This is a genomic window from Vibrio sp. 1401, from assembly GCF_033340295.1.
This window is the reverse complement of the sequence record NZ_JAWOWF010000070.1, coordinates 1-16428: the sequence shown is the minus strand read 5'-3', so window position 1 is coordinate 16428 and position 16428 is coordinate 1. Positions and strand designations below refer to the sequence as shown.

At 42.3% G+C, this 16428-nt stretch carries 21 protein-coding genes and 1 riboswitch; of the genes, 18 read left to right on the top strand and 3 right to left on the bottom strand.

Annotated features, from left to right (window positions below):
• The first annotated feature begins 210 nt into the window (after nt 1–210).
• From R7Z77_RS22655 to R7Z77_RS22645, 3 genes are all read left to right on the top strand, one after another.
• Nucleotides 211–756, top strand: a complete 546-nt coding sequence (locus R7Z77_RS22655) for a glutathione peroxidase (RefSeq protein WP_054577749.1) — start codon at nt 211–213, stop codon at nt 754–756.
• Nucleotides 757–766: 10 nt separating this feature from the next.
• On the top strand, nt 767–1210 hold the full coding sequence (locus R7Z77_RS22650; RefSeq protein WP_005373660.1) for a DUF3429 domain-containing protein: 444 nt from the start codon (nt 767–769) through the stop codon (nt 1208–1210).
• Nucleotides 1211–1362: 152 nt separating this feature from the next.
• Nucleotides 1363–1608: a hypothetical protein gene (locus R7Z77_RS22645; protein ID WP_005373664.1), complete on the top strand. Its 246-nt coding sequence runs from the start codon at nt 1363–1365 to the stop codon at nt 1606–1608.
• Between the two features lie 69 nt (nt 1609–1677).
• Here the strand turns inward: R7Z77_RS22645 and R7Z77_RS22640 are convergent, their stop codons facing one another.
• Nucleotides 1678–2277, bottom strand: a complete 600-nt coding sequence (locus R7Z77_RS22640) for a thiol:disulfide interchange protein DsbA/DsbL (protein WP_053304546.1) — start codon at nt 2275–2277, stop codon at nt 1678–1680.
• A gap of 83 nt (nt 2278–2360) precedes the next feature.
• Nucleotides 2361–2741, bottom strand: coding sequence for a hypothetical protein (locus R7Z77_RS22635; RefSeq protein ID WP_033906356.1), 381 nt, complete (start codon nt 2739–2741; stop codon nt 2361–2363).
• A 278-nt stretch (nt 2742–3019) separates the two neighbouring features.
• On the opposite strand from R7Z77_RS22635, the gene R7Z77_RS22630 reads away from it, so the two are divergent.
• The 10 genes from R7Z77_RS22630 to R7Z77_RS22585 all read left to right on the top strand — a co-directional run bounded on the left by R7Z77_RS22630 (nt 3020) and on the right by R7Z77_RS22585 (nt 12056).
• Nucleotides 3020–3316 (top strand): isoamylase early set domain-containing protein, encoded by a 297-nt coding sequence (locus R7Z77_RS22630; RefSeq protein WP_017635151.1) that lies wholly within the window; start codon nt 3020–3022, stop codon nt 3314–3316.
• Nucleotides 3317–3529: 213 nt separating this feature from the next.
• Complete coding sequence (locus R7Z77_RS22625) at nt 3530–4243, top strand: response regulator (RefSeq protein WP_005373673.1); 714 nt, start codon at nt 3530–3532, stop codon at nt 4241–4243.
• Nucleotides 4243–5541 (top strand): ATP-binding protein, encoded by a 1299-nt coding sequence (locus R7Z77_RS22620; protein ID WP_005373675.1) that lies wholly within the window; start codon nt 4243–4245, stop codon nt 5539–5541. The genes R7Z77_RS22625 and R7Z77_RS22620 overlap by 1 nt, the downstream gene beginning before the upstream one ends.
• 119 nt (nt 5542–5660) lie before the next feature.
• Nucleotides 5661–6053, top strand: a complete 393-nt coding sequence (locus tag R7Z77_RS22615; RefSeq protein ID WP_213968095.1) for a glycine zipper family protein — start codon at nt 5661–5663, stop codon at nt 6051–6053.
• A 127-nt stretch (nt 6054–6180) separates the two neighbouring features.
• The gene (locus R7Z77_RS22610) at nt 6181–6537 is read left to right on the top strand and encodes a diacylglycerol kinase (protein ID WP_017635149.1); all 357 of its coding nucleotides are present in this window, start codon (nt 6181–6183) and stop codon (nt 6535–6537) included.
• A gap of 21 nt (nt 6538–6558) precedes the next feature.
• Nucleotides 6559–8214 carry a phosphoethanolamine transferase gene (locus R7Z77_RS22605; RefSeq protein ID WP_213889037.1) on the top strand — a complete coding sequence of 552 codons (1656 nt, stop codon included), beginning with the start codon at nt 6559–6561 and terminating at the stop codon, nt 8212–8214.
• A gap of 122 nt (nt 8215–8336) precedes the next feature.
• Nucleotides 8337–9269: a Gfo/Idh/MocA family protein gene (locus tag R7Z77_RS22600; protein WP_054729308.1), complete on the top strand. Its 933-nt coding sequence runs from the start codon at nt 8337–8339 to the stop codon at nt 9267–9269.
• 218 nt (nt 9270–9487) lie between these two features.
• A complete protein-coding gene (locus R7Z77_RS22595; RefSeq protein ID WP_005373685.1) occupies nt 9488–9919 on the top strand; it encodes a YccF domain-containing protein in 432 nt (143 codons plus the stop codon).
• Nucleotides 9920–10611: 692 nt separating this feature from the next.
• Entirely contained in the window at nt 10612–10950 is a 339-nt protein-coding gene (locus R7Z77_RS22590) for a hypothetical protein (RefSeq protein WP_017635147.1), read from the top strand.
• A 257-nt stretch (nt 10951–11207) separates the two neighbouring features.
• Entirely contained in the window at nt 11208–12056 is an 849-nt protein-coding gene (locus R7Z77_RS22585) for a patatin family protein (RefSeq protein WP_213963456.1), read from the top strand.
• Nucleotides 12057–12198: 142 nt separating this feature from the next.
• Here R7Z77_RS22585 and R7Z77_RS22580 read toward each other — a convergent pair whose 3' ends face one another.
• Nucleotides 12199–13047, bottom strand: coding sequence for a pirin family protein (locus R7Z77_RS22580; protein WP_132937022.1), 849 nt, complete (start codon nt 13045–13047; stop codon nt 12199–12201).
• 401 nt (nt 13048–13448) lie between these two features.
• Between R7Z77_RS22580 and R7Z77_RS22575 the strand changes: the two genes are divergently transcribed.
• The 5 genes from R7Z77_RS22575 (at nt 13449) to R7Z77_RS22555 (ending at nt 16341) form a co-directional block, all read left to right on the top strand.
• A complete protein-coding gene (locus R7Z77_RS22575; RefSeq protein ID WP_005373691.1) occupies nt 13449–13658 on the top strand; it encodes a cold-shock protein in 210 nt (69 codons plus the stop codon).
• Nucleotides 13659–13897: 239 nt separating this feature from the next.
• Nucleotides 13898–14107, top strand: coding sequence for a hypothetical protein (locus R7Z77_RS22570; RefSeq protein WP_005373692.1), 210 nt, complete (start codon nt 13898–13900; stop codon nt 14105–14107).
• 50 nt (nt 14108–14157) lie between these two features.
• Nucleotides 14158–14298 (top strand): PA3496 family putative envelope integrity protein, encoded by a 141-nt coding sequence (locus tag R7Z77_RS22565; protein WP_017633782.1) that lies wholly within the window; start codon nt 14158–14160, stop codon nt 14296–14298.
• A 237-nt stretch (nt 14299–14535) separates the two neighbouring features.
• Nucleotides 14536–14635, top strand: a riboswitch (purine riboswitch).
• An 89-nt stretch (nt 14636–14724) separates the two neighbouring features.
• On the top strand, nt 14725–15741 hold the full coding sequence (locus R7Z77_RS22560) for an adenosine deaminase (RefSeq protein ID WP_017819853.1): 1017 nt from the start codon (nt 14725–14727) through the stop codon (nt 15739–15741).
• Nucleotides 15742–15867: 126 nt separating this feature from the next.
• Nucleotides 15868–16341, top strand: a complete 474-nt coding sequence (locus tag R7Z77_RS22555; protein WP_005373699.1) for a peroxiredoxin — start codon at nt 15868–15870, stop codon at nt 16339–16341.
• Nucleotides 16342–16428 lie beyond the last annotated feature (87 nt).

Here is a 16428-nt window from a genome sequence, read left to right as displayed (position 1 = left end):
TGAGTTTAAAAGCGAGGGAGTAATCGCGCTGAGTTCTTTTAGTTGTTGATTTCATAACACTCTCCAATTTTGGGGGTGGAAAGTGTCAACCTTATTTAGGACGGCACACAGCTCTTGAAAAAAGCCGCGCATTTGTGCGGCTTTTTTGATCGATCCTCTTTGCACTTGAGTAGTTATACTTATTGAAAACAAGGGGAGGGGAACAACACCATGAAAGGATTACTGAAACTCGCCGCTCTCGTTAGCTTTCTCTCCATGAATTCGCTTGCTCTTGCATCTGAGTGCCCTGATATTCTTCAAGGTAAGCAAAGGTTGTTAAACTCAACGGAAGAAGTCGATCTATGCGAAAGCTTTAAGGGAAAGACACTACTAATCGTCAATACAGCAAGCCAGTGCGGCTTCACTCCTCAGTTCGAACAGTTAGAAACCCTCTATCAAACTTACAAAGACCAAAACTTCACCGTTATCGGTTTCCCGAGCAATGACTTTCGACAAGATAGAGGAAGCGAAACAAACACAGCGAAAGTCTGTTATCTCGATTACGGGGTCACCTTTCCAATGATGGCTCGCTCTTCAGTATTAGGTGTAGATGCGAACCCAGTCTTCAACCAGATTACTAACCAAGCAGGCATAAAACCAAAATGGAACTTCTACAAGTTTCTAATTAGCTCTGAAGGTAAAGTTATTGCGACTTTTCCAAGCTCCACATCACCGACAAGTACTACGCTTACCAATATGATAGAGCAACAATTATAAGGTGACGACCATGACAACACGCTCAACCATGCTACAACTCGGTTACTTAGGCCTAGTTCCATTTGTGTTTAGTTTAGGGCTGATTTTCGCTGACATCTCACTCTTCAATTTAAGTGGTCAGCAATTTTTCATCGCATATAGCGCCGTTATATTAAGTTTTTTATCCGGCATCCTTTGGGGTAATGGCATTGAGCATTACTACCATCGCCTTAGCCGAAATATATTAATTCTCAGCAACCTTTTTGTCTTACTGGCTTGGGGCGCATTACTGCAGGGCCACAAACATTACGCAGTCGCAACCCTACTCTTAGCAATTGGGTACCTTGCTGTTTGGTATGCAGAAAAGCTCGTGAGGAAAGTCGAACAAGACGCCGAGCCCAAGGGATATCAAGGAATGAGGAGCAAACTGACCTTCGGCGTAATCGTAATGCACGGATTGGCTTTAGTTTCATAACCTGGTCTGTCCAGTACTAAGATCACAAAAAAACGTCTTTTTATAAAACAATGTTCATTTCGTGAATGCACACATATTTTGAACACTGTTTTGTTTCATTTATGAATCAATCCACATATAAGTAATTCAAAGCATTCACAAAGGATATGAATATGTTTTTTCGCAAACTTTTGTTTAGCACTGCGATGATCAATGCAACGACAGGTTGCGTGTCTTACCAGGCACAACAAGCCGCCGCTCAAACAGTAAATAATACAGGCGCTGTGCTTACCAATGTGATTAAAACCACGATTGCTCAGCCATGTAATGTTGCAATCACTGCTGCTAGCTTGTTTTATCCGCATGCCATATTTATGACTAGTGTTCCAACTCAAGCATGTACAAGCGTTCTTAGATAATACGAAAGTGATAAGCATAAAAATGGCGACTCTACCGTCGCCATTTTTAAGCATCAATGCTATTTACAGTTACAGCGTCAATAAGTAATTAACTAATTGATTGTACTCGTCGTAAGTACGAATTTCGTTGGCCAAAACAATGTATTTATTGTTCACAACCACACCCGGAACCCCTCTTAACGTGCTGGCAGAGAATTGCTTATCAAAACCTTTCTGCATTGAGTTTACGGCGAAACTGTTGTACGCCGCATCAAACTTCTGACCTTCTACGCCATTATCAACGAAGAGTTGTTTCAGCTCAGCTTCGTCTTTTGGCGCTTGTCGCTTTTGATGAATTTGGGCAAACATGGCAGGAATCATTGTATCTTCAACTCCTAGCGACACCATCGTCGCGTAGGACTTGGCCATCGGAATCGCCATATCTCCGCCCATGAACCCCACATGCACCTTTTCAAACTTTGCCTCTTTTGGCAGAGCAGGTTTTAAACGCTCAATAAGCGACTCAAACTTGTAGCAATGTGGGCAATAAAAAGAAAAGAATTCCGTCACAACAGGTTTCGATGCTTTCTTTACATCCAGAACTTTGTAGTGCTTCCCTTCTTCAAATTGCGCTGCATGAGCGGTAAAAGTCAGTAAAAGTGCACTACATAAGGCAAGTAGTTTTTTCATTGTTTATTTCCTTGTGGCATTCAAATGCCAAATCATTTCATTTGGTAAAAAGGGGTAAACCCCAAGTAATTTGAGATGAGGAATTAAACAATCGGAGGACGATAAAGCTTGGTGATCACTGTCACTACTTTTTCGACTAGAGGCCTACCAATCAAAGCAAGGCTATAAGGAAGAAGCAGTAAGTCGTTTTGAGATAAGTTGGCGGGAATTTTGACCATGCAGGAAGAGCTACAACTCGTGTGAGATTGTTGTGCCTTATTGATGGCTGACTCATCGTGATGTGATTCTACGCAGTCGTCATTGACGCCAAGTTGTTTGTGCAGAGCAGCCTGTTGAACAATAAGATCGCGTACTTCAATTGTTTTCATCGGAGCGGAAGCCTGCGCCACAGGAGCGACACTACTCAAAAGCATAGCAACTAAGCAAACTATCGCAGTCAACAATGTACGGTTAAACTTCAACATAGCTACATCAAGGAAAATGGTGATTTAAGATAATACATGATAACGGTTTGACTTCAAGATACGGACTCTCGGCTCGCTAACAAACTCTGTTCTTTGACTATTTTAGGCTAGTGAATTTTCTCTCTAACGCTCCCTCAGTACACGAAACCAGCACAACGAGCTATTCACCGTTCGGATACTCCCCTCATCAGATACCAGCAACAATTCTATAAAACTTGAAATCATTATGAAACACGAGTAATAGTTAGAACAGTTTTTGTACGAACAAGGAAAGATCAATGCTTAAAAAAAGATTCTTTAAGACAAAAGATGAAGTCGAAGTCACGTTCGAGCTAGATAAAGATCAGTGGGACTCTGTCCAAATTGCTGGAGACTTCAACAACTGGCAGCCAGAACCGATGAAATTAGTGAAGAAAAGTCGTCAGTTTAAATTTAAAACCCGCTTACCTAAAGCGCAGAATGTTCAGTTCCGTTACTTGCTCGATGATGCGAAGTGGGAAAATGACCCACAAGCTGATGCTTACGTTCCAAATGTTTTTGGCAGCGACAACAGCGTCGTGTGTACCACCGAATAAGCGGTAATTTCGCTTTAAGATTCCATACCTAGGCGCAAACGTTGCGCCTTTTTACATCTCCCGAAATGTGATTGGTGATTAGATTTAAATCATTAATTGGCAATTTTATCCAATTAACTCATCCGATAACCTTATTCTGAGAAAGCTTTATTTGAAATAATTCGTAAATTTGTTTAAGTTCCATTGATATTAAATATTGTATACATCACTTAAATGAACGCACAACAAATCAAACCATCTCTAATCATTGTGGAAGACGATCCCAAATTACAAACTATGTTGGGTGAGTATTTTGTTGAACAAGGTTTTCAGGTCAAATGTATCGACAATGGGACGGACGCACCCAATGCGATTATTGACACACAACCAGACGTGGTGCTGTTAGATTTGATGCTACCCGGGCAAGATGGTCTGAGTGTATGTCGTCAAATCCGAGAATGCTACAAAGGCAAAGTGTTGATGCTGACAGCAAGTGATGATGACTTCGATCATGTCGCCGCATTAGAAATAGGCGCAGATGACTTTGTTACTAAACCCATCAAACCTCGCGTATTGCTGGCTCGTATTCGCATGCTATTAAGAAGAAAAGAGGCGGCGCCTACCGAGTCCGAAAACGGCCTACAAATTGGTGTTCTGTGTTTAAACCGGTTGCGTAAATCGTGCGTAATGAACCAAGAAGAAATTGCGCTGACAGACGGCGAGTTCGATTTGTTGTGGGTTCTTGCTACGCATGCTGAAAAAACACTATCACGTGAGTGGCTGACCAAAACACTGCGTGGTATTGAATACGATGGCACAGACCGAACCATTGATAATCGCATAGTGACACTGAGAAAGAAGCTAGGCGATGCTTCTTGCTCACCACAAAAAATCATTACCGTTCGCGGCAAAGGCTACCTATTTATGCCTGATGCATGGAATGAATAATGAGACGGATTTATCTGGAAAGCTTTGTTGGCCTTATCATTCTGTTTATGGCTAGCTTGTGGGGATACGAGTTCTTAGTTTATGAGATCAACACAGATTATGACTACCTATTACAAGAGCATGAGGGTCAAGCTTTTCACGATCTGATCTATCCTATCTATAAAGAACACGGATTAGAATATACTCAACAACAGTTGGAACAATTTGCCACATCAAGCCATCGTTTGTTGGTGCCTCATACGCTTGAAGAGCTTCCAACAGACATCAAAAAGGCGTTTGAAAGTGATACCTCCGTTAACGTCGCTTACGATGAAGAAAGGGATATCTGGTTCCGCCTAGATGCGAGCACGCCTATCTTTAAAATGAGCGATAATCCGAATAGCCCTGTGGTTAAAGCAGCCAACTTTGATGACAATATCGTTTGGTTGTTCTTTTTAGCTGGATTCGCTCTGTATTGCATATTGTTGATCTGGTTCTTAAGCCGTCGGATTCGAGAGCTAGAGAGAGTGACCGTTGAGTTTGCCTCAGGTAACTTCAAGGCTCGAGCTAGTACCTCAAGCGCTAAGTCTGTTGGGACGTTAAACAAAAGCTTTAACACGATGGCCGATAAAGTATCTCGCTTGATCACTAGCAATAAAATGCTAACTAACGCCGTTGCACATGAATTGCGTACCCCAATCTTCCGCTTACAATGGCAAGCAGATTTGTTATCGGATTCAACCTTAACTGAACAACAGAAAAAGTATGTTTACAGTATCGTCGAAGACATTGACGAGATGGAAGAAATGGTTGAAGAATTGCTTTACTACGCAAAGATGGAGCGTCCTGACACAGCATTACAAACTCAAGAAGAAGTCGTCCTATTCAACTTAGTCAAAGAATTACGACAGAGATGGCAAAAAGAGACTACGCTCGCTATCTCGCTTCAAGAAGTAAACTCAGAAAACGTTCTCGCGTTTGCTGACCCAAAATTGTTAAAGCGAGCCTTAGATAACTTGCTGCGCAATGCAATGCGGTACGCAGATAAGCAGATTTTAGTGGAGATAAAACACGATCAGCACCGCTGCTTCATCAATGTTCATGATGATGGCATAGGTATTGAAGAAAAGCATTGGCCTCATCTATTCGAACCATTTTACAGCGCGGATGAATCTCGCAACAAAAAGACGAGCGGGTTTGGGCTCGGTTTGGCGATTGTCAGACAGATAATGGAGCTTCAACGTGGAGAAGTTTCGATTTGCCATAGCCCACTTGGAGGAGCTTGCTTCACACTTAGCCTCAAAAAATCAGACAGTTAACTTAACCTTCCTACCCCATTTACAGAAGACGACACTTCAATACACTCAAGCGACAGAGCCCAACAATAAAACAGTGTACATTTAATCCATAAGATTCACACACTAAATGGATAGTACTCATGTATAAATCTTTTATCCTGATTATGGCGCTTACTCCTACGCTTACAGCTTGCGCCTACAACCAAAAACCTGTCGTCGACATGACCAATGTCGACCCTAGTACATATGAACAAGACTTTCTTTACTGCCAAGGCTATGCAGAAAATGTCGACAAATCAGAGGCAGCGAAACCTGAAGCCACTAATGGGGCAGTTACAGGCGCATTGATCGGCGCAGCTGCTGGTGCGCTAGAAGACGGATTAGGTGGAGCGGCTGTCGGTGCTGCTGCCGGCGGTGCTGTAGGAGCTGGAGCTGGTGCTTTGAGTGGAACAAATGATTCAACCAAAACTCAATCTCTCGTATTGCGTAAATGCCTCCAGCACAAAGGCTATACCGTCTACGATCTTGATTAAATAAGCACTTTTCTTAAATTATCGCGCGATGGATTCTATTCACAAATGTTTCACGCTGTAACGATTAATCTCGTTACCTCTCTGGGATATGTGTTCCATCCCAATGCTTAAATAGTAAGGTCATATTTTGAAGCCAGGTAAAACAGGTATACGCCGTGTCATGGATGCGACCGGCTATTCATTTCAAGGATTGAAAGCCGCATGGACACACGAAGCCGCTTTTAGACAAGAATTGATTCTCGCCTTGGTGCTTTCCGTCTGTGCTTTTTTCCTTCCTGTCACCACATACGAAAGAGTGCTGATGATCAGTAGCCTGTTCTTGGTATTGATCGTCGAACTCATTAATTCCGCCGTAGAAGCGGTTGTCGACCGTGTTAGCGATGACTGGCACGAGCTCAGTGGTAGAGCCAAAGATATTGGCTCAGCAGCAGTATTTGTTGCGTTAACTCTTGCCCTTTTTATTTGGGCTTCGTTCTTGCTCTAATTTTTATTCAAGACACTCATTATGAAGACACATGATTTACAACAGAGAGGTATCTCTTACGTTACCTTTACTTTCCTGTTGGCGCTGTATTTCGCTCTCGTCGTAAATATCCCTATTTATAAAGAACTGATCGGCATCTTTACACACTTAGATAATGTCAAGATTGGATTTATTATCACAATACCAATTTTCTTTCTTGCCGCGCTCAATTTCCTTTTTAATTTATTTAGTTGGCCTTGGATCGGCAAGCCGTTCTTTATAATTTTAATCATTGTTTCAAGTATGGTGAGCTACGCAAGCTATAACTATGGCACACTTTTCGATTCTGGAATGATTGCCAATATTGTTGAAACCGATTCGAGCGAGGCGAGTTCTTACCTGAGTGCTCACTCTGTAATTTGGACGCTGATTATGGGAGTTATCCCAGCGATAATTGTCTTTAAGGTCAAGCTGCAATCTCAACGTCACCAATTACTGTACTTCTCTGTTACCAAATTAGTATCGATGCTGTCGTCGCTAGCTGTCATCGCCGTCATTGCCAGCGTGTACTATCAAGACTACGCATCTGTAGGGCGCAACAATAGCCACCTGAAAAAAATCATCATACCCACCCAGTTCGTTTATAGCGCGACCGGGTATGTGAAGGAAAAATATTTCACCACGCCAGAGCCATATCGAGAAATCGGCACAGATGCAAAGCAGTCAAATAGCGCCGTACAGCAAGCACAGCGCAAACCAACACTACTGGTTTTTGTCGTAGGAGAAACCGCTCGAACGCAGAACTACCAACTCAATGGCTATACACGAGAGACAAACCCTTATACTAGTAAATTGGATGTTATCTCATTTCAAGACGTCGCATCTTGTGGCACCGCGACTGCTGTATCTGTGCCTTGTATGTTTTCACAGCTCACGCGAAACGAGTTTGAACGCACCAAAGCGGATAACCAGGACAATGCTCTCGATATAATGCTGCGCGCTGGGGTTGACCTCATTTGGAAAGAAAATGACGGTGGGGATAAAGAAGTAGCCCACAAGATCAAGAAAATTGAAGTGGATCGAAAGCAAGTAAGCCCTATGTGTAATGGCCAAACTTGTTACGACATGGCGCTATTAGATCATTTTGATCAGGAAGTCGCGGATATGCACGGTAACCGAGTGGTCGCCATGCACCTTATAGGAAGCCACGGTCCGACCTATTTTCAGCGTTACCCAAGAGACAACGCCTTCTTTAAACCAGACTGTCCACGTGCAGATATCGAAAACTGTAGCATCGAACAAATAGTGAACACATATGACAATACAATACGCTACACCGATCTTGTATTGGCAGAAACCATCAAAAAACTTAAAGCGTTAGAGTCTGAGTATAATACCGCGCTAATTTATATATCGGATCACGGTGAGTCACTAGGCGAAAATGGATTGTTCTTACATGGTATGCCTTATGGCCTTGCACCAGATTTCCAAAAACGCGTTCCTTTGATCATGTGGCTGTCTTCGGGCTTTAAACAAGCGAAGCAGATCAATACCGACTGTTTGTATAAACAAGCACAGAATGCAGGCCAATACTCACATGATAACGTGTTCCACTCTTTATTAGGCATTATGGATGTACAAACTCAAGCCTACGATAGCAAGTTAGATATATTCAAAGCCTGCCGAGCCGTTTCCTAAATCATTCAATAAAGCCTGGCTCAAAGTGTGAACCAGGCTTTTTCTAACAAGGTATTTAAACTCATCGCCGCGCCAAGCGTTATACTGACAGTCCGCGATCCATACATCGAGAAAGGACTAGGATGAAAATTGGTATTATTGGTCTAGGGGATATCGCTCAGAAAGCATACCTTCCTGTTATCACTCAGCTTCCAAATATCGAACTTGTATTTTGTACCCGCAACCCAAACACACTTGAGAGCCTGGCTAAGCAGTATCGAATCTCAGAGATCTGCCAAGACTACCAGCAACTTCTACACTTTGGCGTCGATGCCGTCATGATTCATGCGGCAACAAGCGTACACCCTCAAATAGCGGCATTTTTTCTGCAGCATGGAATTCCAACCTTTGTCGACAAACCATTAGCGAATAGTGCTGATGACGTGGAAAAGCTGTACGACATTGCCGAAAAAGAGAGACAGCCACTCTATGTGGGCTTTAACCGTCGTCACATTCCACTTTACAACCAACATATGCCACAAGTGCAGCAAGGCAACATATATGACTTAAAGTCGCTACGCTGGGAAAAGAACCGTCACCAACTACCGGGGGATGTTCGTACCTTTATATTTGATGATTTTATTCACCCATTAGACAGCGTTAACGTCACAGCCAAAGCCGATCTAAAAGATGCTTATGTAACTCATCAACTTGAAGGTGATCAGTTGGCGCGTTTAGATATTCAGTGGCAACATGGAGATACTTTGCTCCACGCCTCGATGAATCGCCACTTCGGTATCACTACAGAGCGCGTTCAAGCTTGTTATGCAAACAAGGCAGTTGAGTTCGACTCCTTCGTTGAAGGCAAACTATGGCAAGCTAACCAAGAGCAAAAAATCAATTTGAAAGACTGGACGCCAATGCTGACGAGTAAAGGTTTCCATTCGATGTTGCTCGACTGGTTTGGCGTCGTTGAGTCTGGAAATATTGCTGATGAAGTAGTAACACGCAACATTGCCAGCCATCGATTGGCAGAGCAAATTTGTCAATATCTCGAGAAAGTTGTCTCTAGATAATGCGATTCTTGGCTATATGCTTGATTGAGTATTACGCTCTATACTAAAAAGACTTGCCTTAAGGAAGGCATTCATTCTCTGTTAAGACTGCGGCGATTATTCTATCAATCAGGTCAATGAGGGCACGGAAGCACACATCGACAAAACAGACGGTTTAGATTTGTTTTACGCTGCTCTCAGGTATCTGAATCATCACATTCAAGAATAAAGGAAATAGAATGAGAACACTTGGTAACATCATTTGGTTTGTATTTGGTGGCGTATTTATGGGGTTGCTATGGTGGTTTTTTGGTATTTTGGCCTTTATTAGCATCATCGGAATACCTTGGGGGCGTGCGTGTATCGTTATGGGTAATTTTTCCTTCTTCCCATTCGGTAAAGAGGCCATCTCACGCGATGAATTGACCAATGAAATGGACATTGGCACGAGTCCGCTCGGCGTTATTGGTAACGTCCTTTGGTTTGTATTTGCAGGCCTTTGGTTAGCTATCGGTCACGTACTTTCTGCCGCAGCATGCTTTGTCACCATAATCGGCATTCCGTTTGCGCTCCAACACCTCAAGCTAGCGGTTATTTCACTCGCACCAATTGGTAAAACGGTTGTATCGTCAGAAGAAGCTGCAATGGCTCGATACAACATCAATCGTTAGCAAAAAGCTAATGCGCTTTCTATCCTCTGGGCAGTCATGCTCAGAGGGTAACGCCCGTCAAAAGTAAGCCTATAATCGCTATCGCATATTCAATAATGGCTGATTGTATATTCATACCGTCACCTTTACGTTGAAGTTTATCCTAGCTCAGCACTGCTTTACTTTTATAATTAATCAATACACCCAAGTGAGTTCAAGATGCTAGACTCATAGCGTCGTCACTGATTCAAACTCCAAGAACGACGTAACGAAAAAGCGAGCTATCCTATGCTCGAAATATGGGTTCTTTCCCCCTCGAAGTAGAGTTCAACAACAAAAAAGACGAACTATAAGCATAGCCAAAATTAATGCTTTTCGACCTAAAATATCTCACATCAATCAAAGAAAGCTTCTAAGATTTTCTCTTTTTGAGTAAATATAGACAGTTACAGTAGCGAAATTCTTCTCGGTAAAAATCCCCACTCAATCTCATGATCAGTTTTTAAAAAAAACAACAAAAATTCGTTGTTATCTAGAGTAATTATTTTATTTGTCGCAGAGCAATTCCATCAATATCATTTGCGACATCGGAGTGCTAGAGCATTGAAATTTTTAGCATTTATCACAGGTATAGAACGTAAAAAACCTTTTATTACTTATTTTTCTTTTTTACATATGTTCTAACTCAACGTCTATTCAGACAGGAATATACCGTGGATAAATATCAAGCAGCTTATGCTAAACGTCTAGAGAAACTAAATGGGGATCCATCTCCTAAAACGATAGCCCGCCTTTCGGCTTGGGATGCGTTTTTTAACAAGGAGTACGAGCTCCAAGACTTGGAATACCAACTATCGGACGCAGCGCACCAGCACTATGAACAGTCGCATGCGAAGAGCGACATTAGCTTCAAAGAATTCAAACGAGCGTTCTATAATGAATCCATCAAAATTTACAATTTAACTGATGGCGCTTCTATCCAGAAAGTATTCACCCCATTACTTTTGCTTACAACGCTCTGGATAGTGTTTGTATGCCTATTTAACAAGTGATCATCAAACTATTCCAACAACGATCAGTATGGGACTACAGGTATGGCTCTATGTAAGGGGGCTAATTGGCTCGGTCTCCTTCACTAAATTAGCGACTCAATTACCCGCAATTCCATAGGCTAAAAGTGACAAGGGCATCCGTTGATGCCCTTTTTATTCAAAGGAACGCAACCTAGACCTTTGGCCCACTTGGGTATAAAACCATTATGCGTTAAGCTGCACGCTATTATCCGATTGATAAAGAGTGGAGCGAAGTGATGGAAAAAGTAGGCTCTCGAGCATTGATTGTCGAAGGTGGAGCCATGCGAGGCGTATTTTCATGCGGCATACTCGATCATTTTCTTGCTAGCGAGTTCTCTCCATTTGATAGCTTTTGGGGAGTGTCTGCGGGTGCCAGCAACTTGGCTGCCTACTTAGCTAAAATGCCCGGACGTAACTTAAAAATCTACCTCGATTACAGCTTAAGAAAAGAATTTTTCTCTCCATCTCAACTTCTACGTGGTGGTGATATGATGAACTTAGACTGGATGTGGAATGTCACCCTCGAAGAACTTGGCATCGATAAATCTGCGCTCAAAGCTGATTCACGACCTTTCTTTTTAGGCGTGACGCGTCAAGACAATGGGCAAGCGGAGTACCACCTTCCTGATGTCGACGACTTGGCAGAAACAATGAAAGCCAGCAGCGCACTGCCTGTACTTTACCGAAATGGCGTATCACTGAACGGAATTCAATACGTTGATGGTGGCGTCTCAGACGCACTTCCTGTTGCAGAAGCAATAAAGCGAGGAGCCAAAAAGATTATGGTTTTACGCAGTCAGCCCGCAAGCTATCAAAAGCCAAGAGGAAGATTCAGCGCCCTAACTAGGAGGATGTTGAAAGAAACGCCCGGATTAATTGAACCTATGTTGACACGTGAAGTTCGCTACAATCAGACCTTAGCGCTGATCAACAACCCACCACCTGGTATCGAAATCATTCAAGTGTGTCCTCCTGAAACATTCAAGTTGAAACGGCTGAGTCGATCGCCAGCACCACTGCGTCATGCTTATGAGTTAGGAATTGAAGCAGGAAAGGAAGCCATCATACGCTGGAGTCAGAAGTAGAAAAAAGCCACGTGGATTAAACGTGGCTAACGCAAATTCGATGGCAGTGGATTATCGTATTTGCTTCTGGTCGAGCCCAATATTCAGGCTCAAAACTGTTTTAATTTGCTCGCTAACTGAAAAAGCGAGTAGGCTGTCAAAACTAGTAAGTTTCAAACAACCCAGAGTTGTAGTCTTGGATAGCTTGTTCTATCTCTTCCATGCTGTTCATGACAAAAGGGCCATAATGCACCACGGGTTCATTAATTGGCTCACCAATAAAGATCAGTGCACCACTCTCTTTTTTGGCCTGCAATTCAACCCATTCACCTTTCGATAAAATGGCCATTTCGCCTTGATTGATCTCACGACCTTTTAATTGAATACGACCTTTATAGACATAGAGCATCATGTTGTTGTCTTGATCCGTGTTCAAATTCAAAGCTTGACCACCCATCGCTCTCCAATCGGCTACCGTGGCAGCAACACCTGTCTCTGTTAGCGGCCCCTGAATTCGTTCGTTGTTTATAGTCATATGACCAGCAATCAAACGTACAACCCCCGTATTCGGAGTATCAAACTCAGTGATCGTTTCAGGTTGAAAGTCATGATATTGAGCTGGCTGCATCTTATTTTTCGCAGGCTGGTTAATCCAAATTTGGAAACCATGCAGTTCGCCTTCCTTCATAATAGGCATTTCGCTATGGATGACGCCTCTTCCTGCCGCCATCCACTGTGCACCACCGGAACGAAGCTCGCCAACATTATCCATATGATCACGATGCTGGAAATGACCTTTCAACATATAAGTAAGCGTCTCGATACCGCGGTGCGGATGCGGAGGGAAACCGCCGATATAGTCAGCACGGTCTTCTGATTTGAGTTCATCCATCATCAAAAATGGAGAAAAGCTAGCATGATTGAAACCCGCTACTCGGCGAATTTTCACTCCATCACCATCAGCAGTAGGTTGCGCAGGAATAAGCTGACGAATTTCTCTGAATGTACTCATACTAGTTCTCCTAGTTTATCTTTGTGACCGCTTGCAAATCGCATGTTCAATCTATGGCTATCGATAAGGTTCTATTTTAGGTTGATGAGCTAAAATTATGAGCCATACTATTCGTTCTACTTATTCAACTTTTTCGAACAATACAATTTATCGAGTTAATAATGAGCACATTTAATTTATCTAAAATAAATGTAGCTATTTTCTAAACAAGGTGTATAGTGTGCCTTGGCTCTTAGAAGAGAGCTGTTAATGCAACATTTAGTTTAAGTTTCCTCTCAGTAAAATCTTGAATCCCCAATTCAGACACCTGCGTACAACTTCCTCTTGATTGAACATTCAATAGCTTAGAAAAGATCCACAAAACAAATCATAATTTTAATGTTTAATTCAAAGGTATTTTTATGTCTAAAGTAACTGGTTCAGTAAAATGGTTTAACGAAACTAAAGGCTTCGGTTTTCTATCTCAAGACAACGGCGGCCAAGATGTATTCGTACACTTTAACGCTATCGTTTCTGACGGTTTCAAAACACTGACTGAAGGTCAGAAAGTAAGCTTCAATGTAGAGCAAGGTAAAAAAGGTCCTCAAGCGACTGAAGTAACTCCTCTATAAGACTGCTTTTCTTGGTGTAGCATGCCCATGCTGCACCAAACCTCTCTCCTTCAAAAATATTCTTTCATCAATCATTCAGCCTAATTTTAGGCATTGCTTTGTGCTATCTAAAATAAACTGAATAGTACTGCTTAATTTATTATTTATAGGAAAAATCATGTCCTCAAAAAGAACTGGCCGTCAAAGGCATTGGTATCAATTACTTAACAAAGAGAAAATCACTAAAAACAGGAGAATAAATGTTAGAAATTGAATTTAATTTAGAACAACCTCAAACCTCTTGGAACGCTAAAATACATCAATTAAATGGTGATATTTTACGAAGACACGTATTACCGAAACTTCTTTCTCATAGCTTTATGATCGATTTTGAATATTGTGAGAAAACGCAATCTGGAACTATTCTCTGTGATTCAGGTTCAAAGTTAGGAAGTTTTACTGTTAACTGATTCAGTTTTCATGCATTAATGGATAATGCAACTAATTTGGAAGGTATCCAATGGCTAGAAAAAGTAAGAAGCAGTCAGAAAAAGACAAAAAAGAGTCTGAACAAAACGCGGCGGCGGTAAAGCAGAAAACTCGACGCCGCATAGAAGACATTATGGAACAAAGAGAATTTGATAAGTTATTCGATCTATAAATGCTCTCTAGTGCTTTCTCTGCCTTTATCGTTGTGCAAGGTACCGCCACCTACCTTTGCTCAAACGAATCTCCACTCTTTTAGACTACTCTTCTAATTACACGTGCCTCTCACACACGCAAAAACAACTGGCTCCTCTATACTCAAATGACTTGCAAATAGTCGTTTCGCTCACAGGAAACCCCGTTACTAATGACAGTTAGGTTATTTGCGTATAGCCAAAGCGATATTTTTGCGTATAATCCCTCTCGTTTGCTTCGTATAACCCCAATGATATGGTTTGGGGGTCTCTACCAGTTCCCGCAAAGTGCTGATTACGAAGAGTTGAGATCATCGTGGGTCTTACTCTTTGTGATAGCGTTCGATTTATTTCTATCTATACCTATTCTTAGAGTAACTGCATCCACAATACACATAAGGTGGAATATGAACGCATTTATTCAAGGTCTTCCAAAAGTAGAGCTGCACTTACATATCGAAGGTTCACTTGAGCCGGAACTCTTATTCAAATTAGCAAAACGAAACGGCATCGAGATCCCTTACTCTTCTCCGAGTGAACTACGCAGCGCATATCAGTTCACAGACTTACAATCATTTCTCGACCTCTATTACCAAGGAGCGGGAGTTCTGCGTACGGAGCAAGATTTTTACGATCTCACTTGGGAATACTTACTGCACTGTAAAGAAGACAACGTTATTCATACCGAAATCTTTTTTGACCCTCAAACACACACAGAACGCGGCATAGACTTTGACACTGTTATCAATGGAATCGCTCGCGCGCTAAAAGATGGTCACGAAAAACTTGGCATTACCTCGCAAATTATTGCGTGTTTTCTCCGTCACCTTTCAGAAGAGAGCGCCATAGAGACCCTACAGGCTATTCTGAAACACCGTGATAAGATCATTGGTGTTGGACTAGATTCTTCAGAACAAGGTCATCCGCCAGCTAAATTCAAGCGCGTATTTAAACAAGCAGTAGAAGAAGGCTTACTTACCGTTGCTCACGCAGGTGAAGAAGGCCCCGCACAAAATATTAGCGATGCAATTGAAATGCTTTACGTGAGCCGCGTGGATCACGGTGTTCGCTGTGTTGATGATGAAGCATTAGTTGAATCCTTAATCGAAAGCCAAATGCCACTGACAGTGTGTCCGTTATCGAATCTTAAGCTATGTGTATTCGACGATATGAAAGATCACAATATTGTGGATTTGCTACGAAAAGGTGTCGCCGTAACGATTAACTCAGACGATCCTGTGTACTTTGGTGGCTACATGACGGATAACTTTCTGGCCGTCAACAACGCACATCCAATGAGTAAGAGTGAACTTGCCCAATTTACAATGAACGCGATTGATGCCAGCTTTATCGATAACGAGTTAAAGGCGAAATATCGTCACCTTGTTAGCCAATACGTAAACCAGCACGAAGCGTTGCAATAAAGGCATCAGTGCCACGCCTTAGGTCAAACGCGTAGGTATTAAAACCCTACAAAAACTCTGTGGTTAACCGCATTTATAAACGCTAGACTGAGAAAGCTAAACTAGCACACAAAAAGGAATATAATCATGATTCAACAAGGCCAAGCTCTACCAGTTGCAACTCTAAGTGAGTTGACTGCCGATGGTATGGTTAACCACGACGTTACAGAACTGTTTGCGAACAAGAAAGTCGTACTCTTTGCTGTACCTGGCGCATTCACCCCTACCTGTTCAGAAGCTCATCTACCAGGCTATGTGGTATTAGCTGATGAGCTAAAGGCAAAAGGTGTTGATTTAATTGCGTGCGTTTCTGTAAACGATGCATTTGTGATGCAAGCGTGGGGCGAAGCTCAAAACGCTTCTGAGATTCTGATGTTGGGTGATGGCGACGCTAGCTTTACTAAAGCATTAGGTCTTGAAATGGATACAGGCGGCTTTGGTGGTATTCGCTCACAACGTTACGCGATGATCATTGAAAACGGCACAGTGACTAAGCTTAACGTTGAAGAGCCAAAAGAGTTTGAAGCAAGCAAAGCAGAAACGATTTTAGCGGCGCTTTAAGCTTACTCCTAAATGTAAATTACCACCTTCTAAAGAAGGTGGCTTTGTGTGAGCCCCCTAAAAGGGGGCCTTTGTTTAGTCCAGCGC

Excerpts from the sequence above, each read along its gene's own strand:
- R7Z77_RS22570 (WP_005373692.1), top strand. The coding sequence starts at position 13,898 with ATGTTAGAAATTGAATTTAATTTAGAACAACCTCAAACCTCTTGGAAC.
- R7Z77_RS22560 (WP_017819853.1), top strand. The coding sequence starts at position 14,725 with ATGAACGCATTTATTCAAGGTCTTCCAAAAGTAGAGCTGCACTTACAT.
- R7Z77_RS22625 (WP_005373673.1), top strand. The coding sequence starts at position 3,530 with ATGAACGCACAACAAATCAAACCATCTCTAATCATTGTGGAAGACGAT.
- R7Z77_RS22650 (WP_005373660.1), top strand. The coding sequence starts at position 767 with ATGACAACACGCTCAACCATGCTACAACTCGGTTACTTAGGCCTAGTT.
- R7Z77_RS22655 (WP_054577749.1), top strand. The coding sequence starts at position 211 with ATGAAAGGATTACTGAAACTCGCCGCTCTCGTTAGCTTTCTCTCCATG.
- R7Z77_RS22640 (WP_053304546.1), bottom strand. The coding sequence starts at position 2,277 with ATGAAAAAACTACTTGCCTTATGTAGTGCACTTTTACTGACTTTTACC.
- R7Z77_RS22555 (WP_005373699.1), top strand. The coding sequence starts at position 15,868 with ATGATTCAACAAGGCCAAGCTCTACCAGTTGCAACTCTAAGTGAGTTG.
- R7Z77_RS22630 (WP_017635151.1), top strand. The coding sequence starts at position 3,020 with ATGCTTAAAAAAAGATTCTTTAAGACAAAAGATGAAGTCGAAGTCACG.
- R7Z77_RS22645 (WP_005373664.1), top strand. The coding sequence starts at position 1,363 with ATGTTTTTTCGCAAACTTTTGTTTAGCACTGCGATGATCAATGCAACG.
- R7Z77_RS22595 (WP_005373685.1), top strand. The coding sequence starts at position 9,488 with ATGAGAACACTTGGTAACATCATTTGGTTTGTATTTGGTGGCGTATTT.
- R7Z77_RS22565 (WP_017633782.1), top strand. The coding sequence starts at position 14,158 with ATGGCTAGAAAAAGTAAGAAGCAGTCAGAAAAAGACAAAAAAGAGTCT.
- R7Z77_RS22620 (WP_005373675.1), top strand. The coding sequence starts at position 4,243 with ATGAGACGGATTTATCTGGAAAGCTTTGTTGGCCTTATCATTCTGTTT.
- R7Z77_RS22635 (WP_033906356.1), bottom strand. The coding sequence starts at position 2,741 with ATGTTGAAGTTTAACCGTACATTGTTGACTGCGATAGTTTGCTTAGTT.
- R7Z77_RS22580 (WP_132937022.1), bottom strand. The coding sequence starts at position 13,047 with ATGAGTACATTCAGAGAAATTCGTCAGCTTATTCCTGCGCAACCTACT.
- R7Z77_RS22575 (WP_005373691.1), top strand. The coding sequence starts at position 13,449 with ATGTCTAAAGTAACTGGTTCAGTAAAATGGTTTAACGAAACTAAAGGC.
- R7Z77_RS22585 (WP_213963456.1), top strand. The coding sequence starts at position 11,208 with ATGGAAAAAGTAGGCTCTCGAGCATTGATTGTCGAAGGTGGAGCCATG.
- R7Z77_RS22600 (WP_054729308.1), top strand. The coding sequence starts at position 8,337 with ATGAAAATTGGTATTATTGGTCTAGGGGATATCGCTCAGAAAGCATAC.
- R7Z77_RS22615 (WP_213968095.1), top strand. The coding sequence starts at position 5,661 with ATGTATAAATCTTTTATCCTGATTATGGCGCTTACTCCTACGCTTACA.
- R7Z77_RS22605 (WP_213889037.1), top strand. The coding sequence starts at position 6,559 with ATGAAGACACATGATTTACAACAGAGAGGTATCTCTTACGTTACCTTT.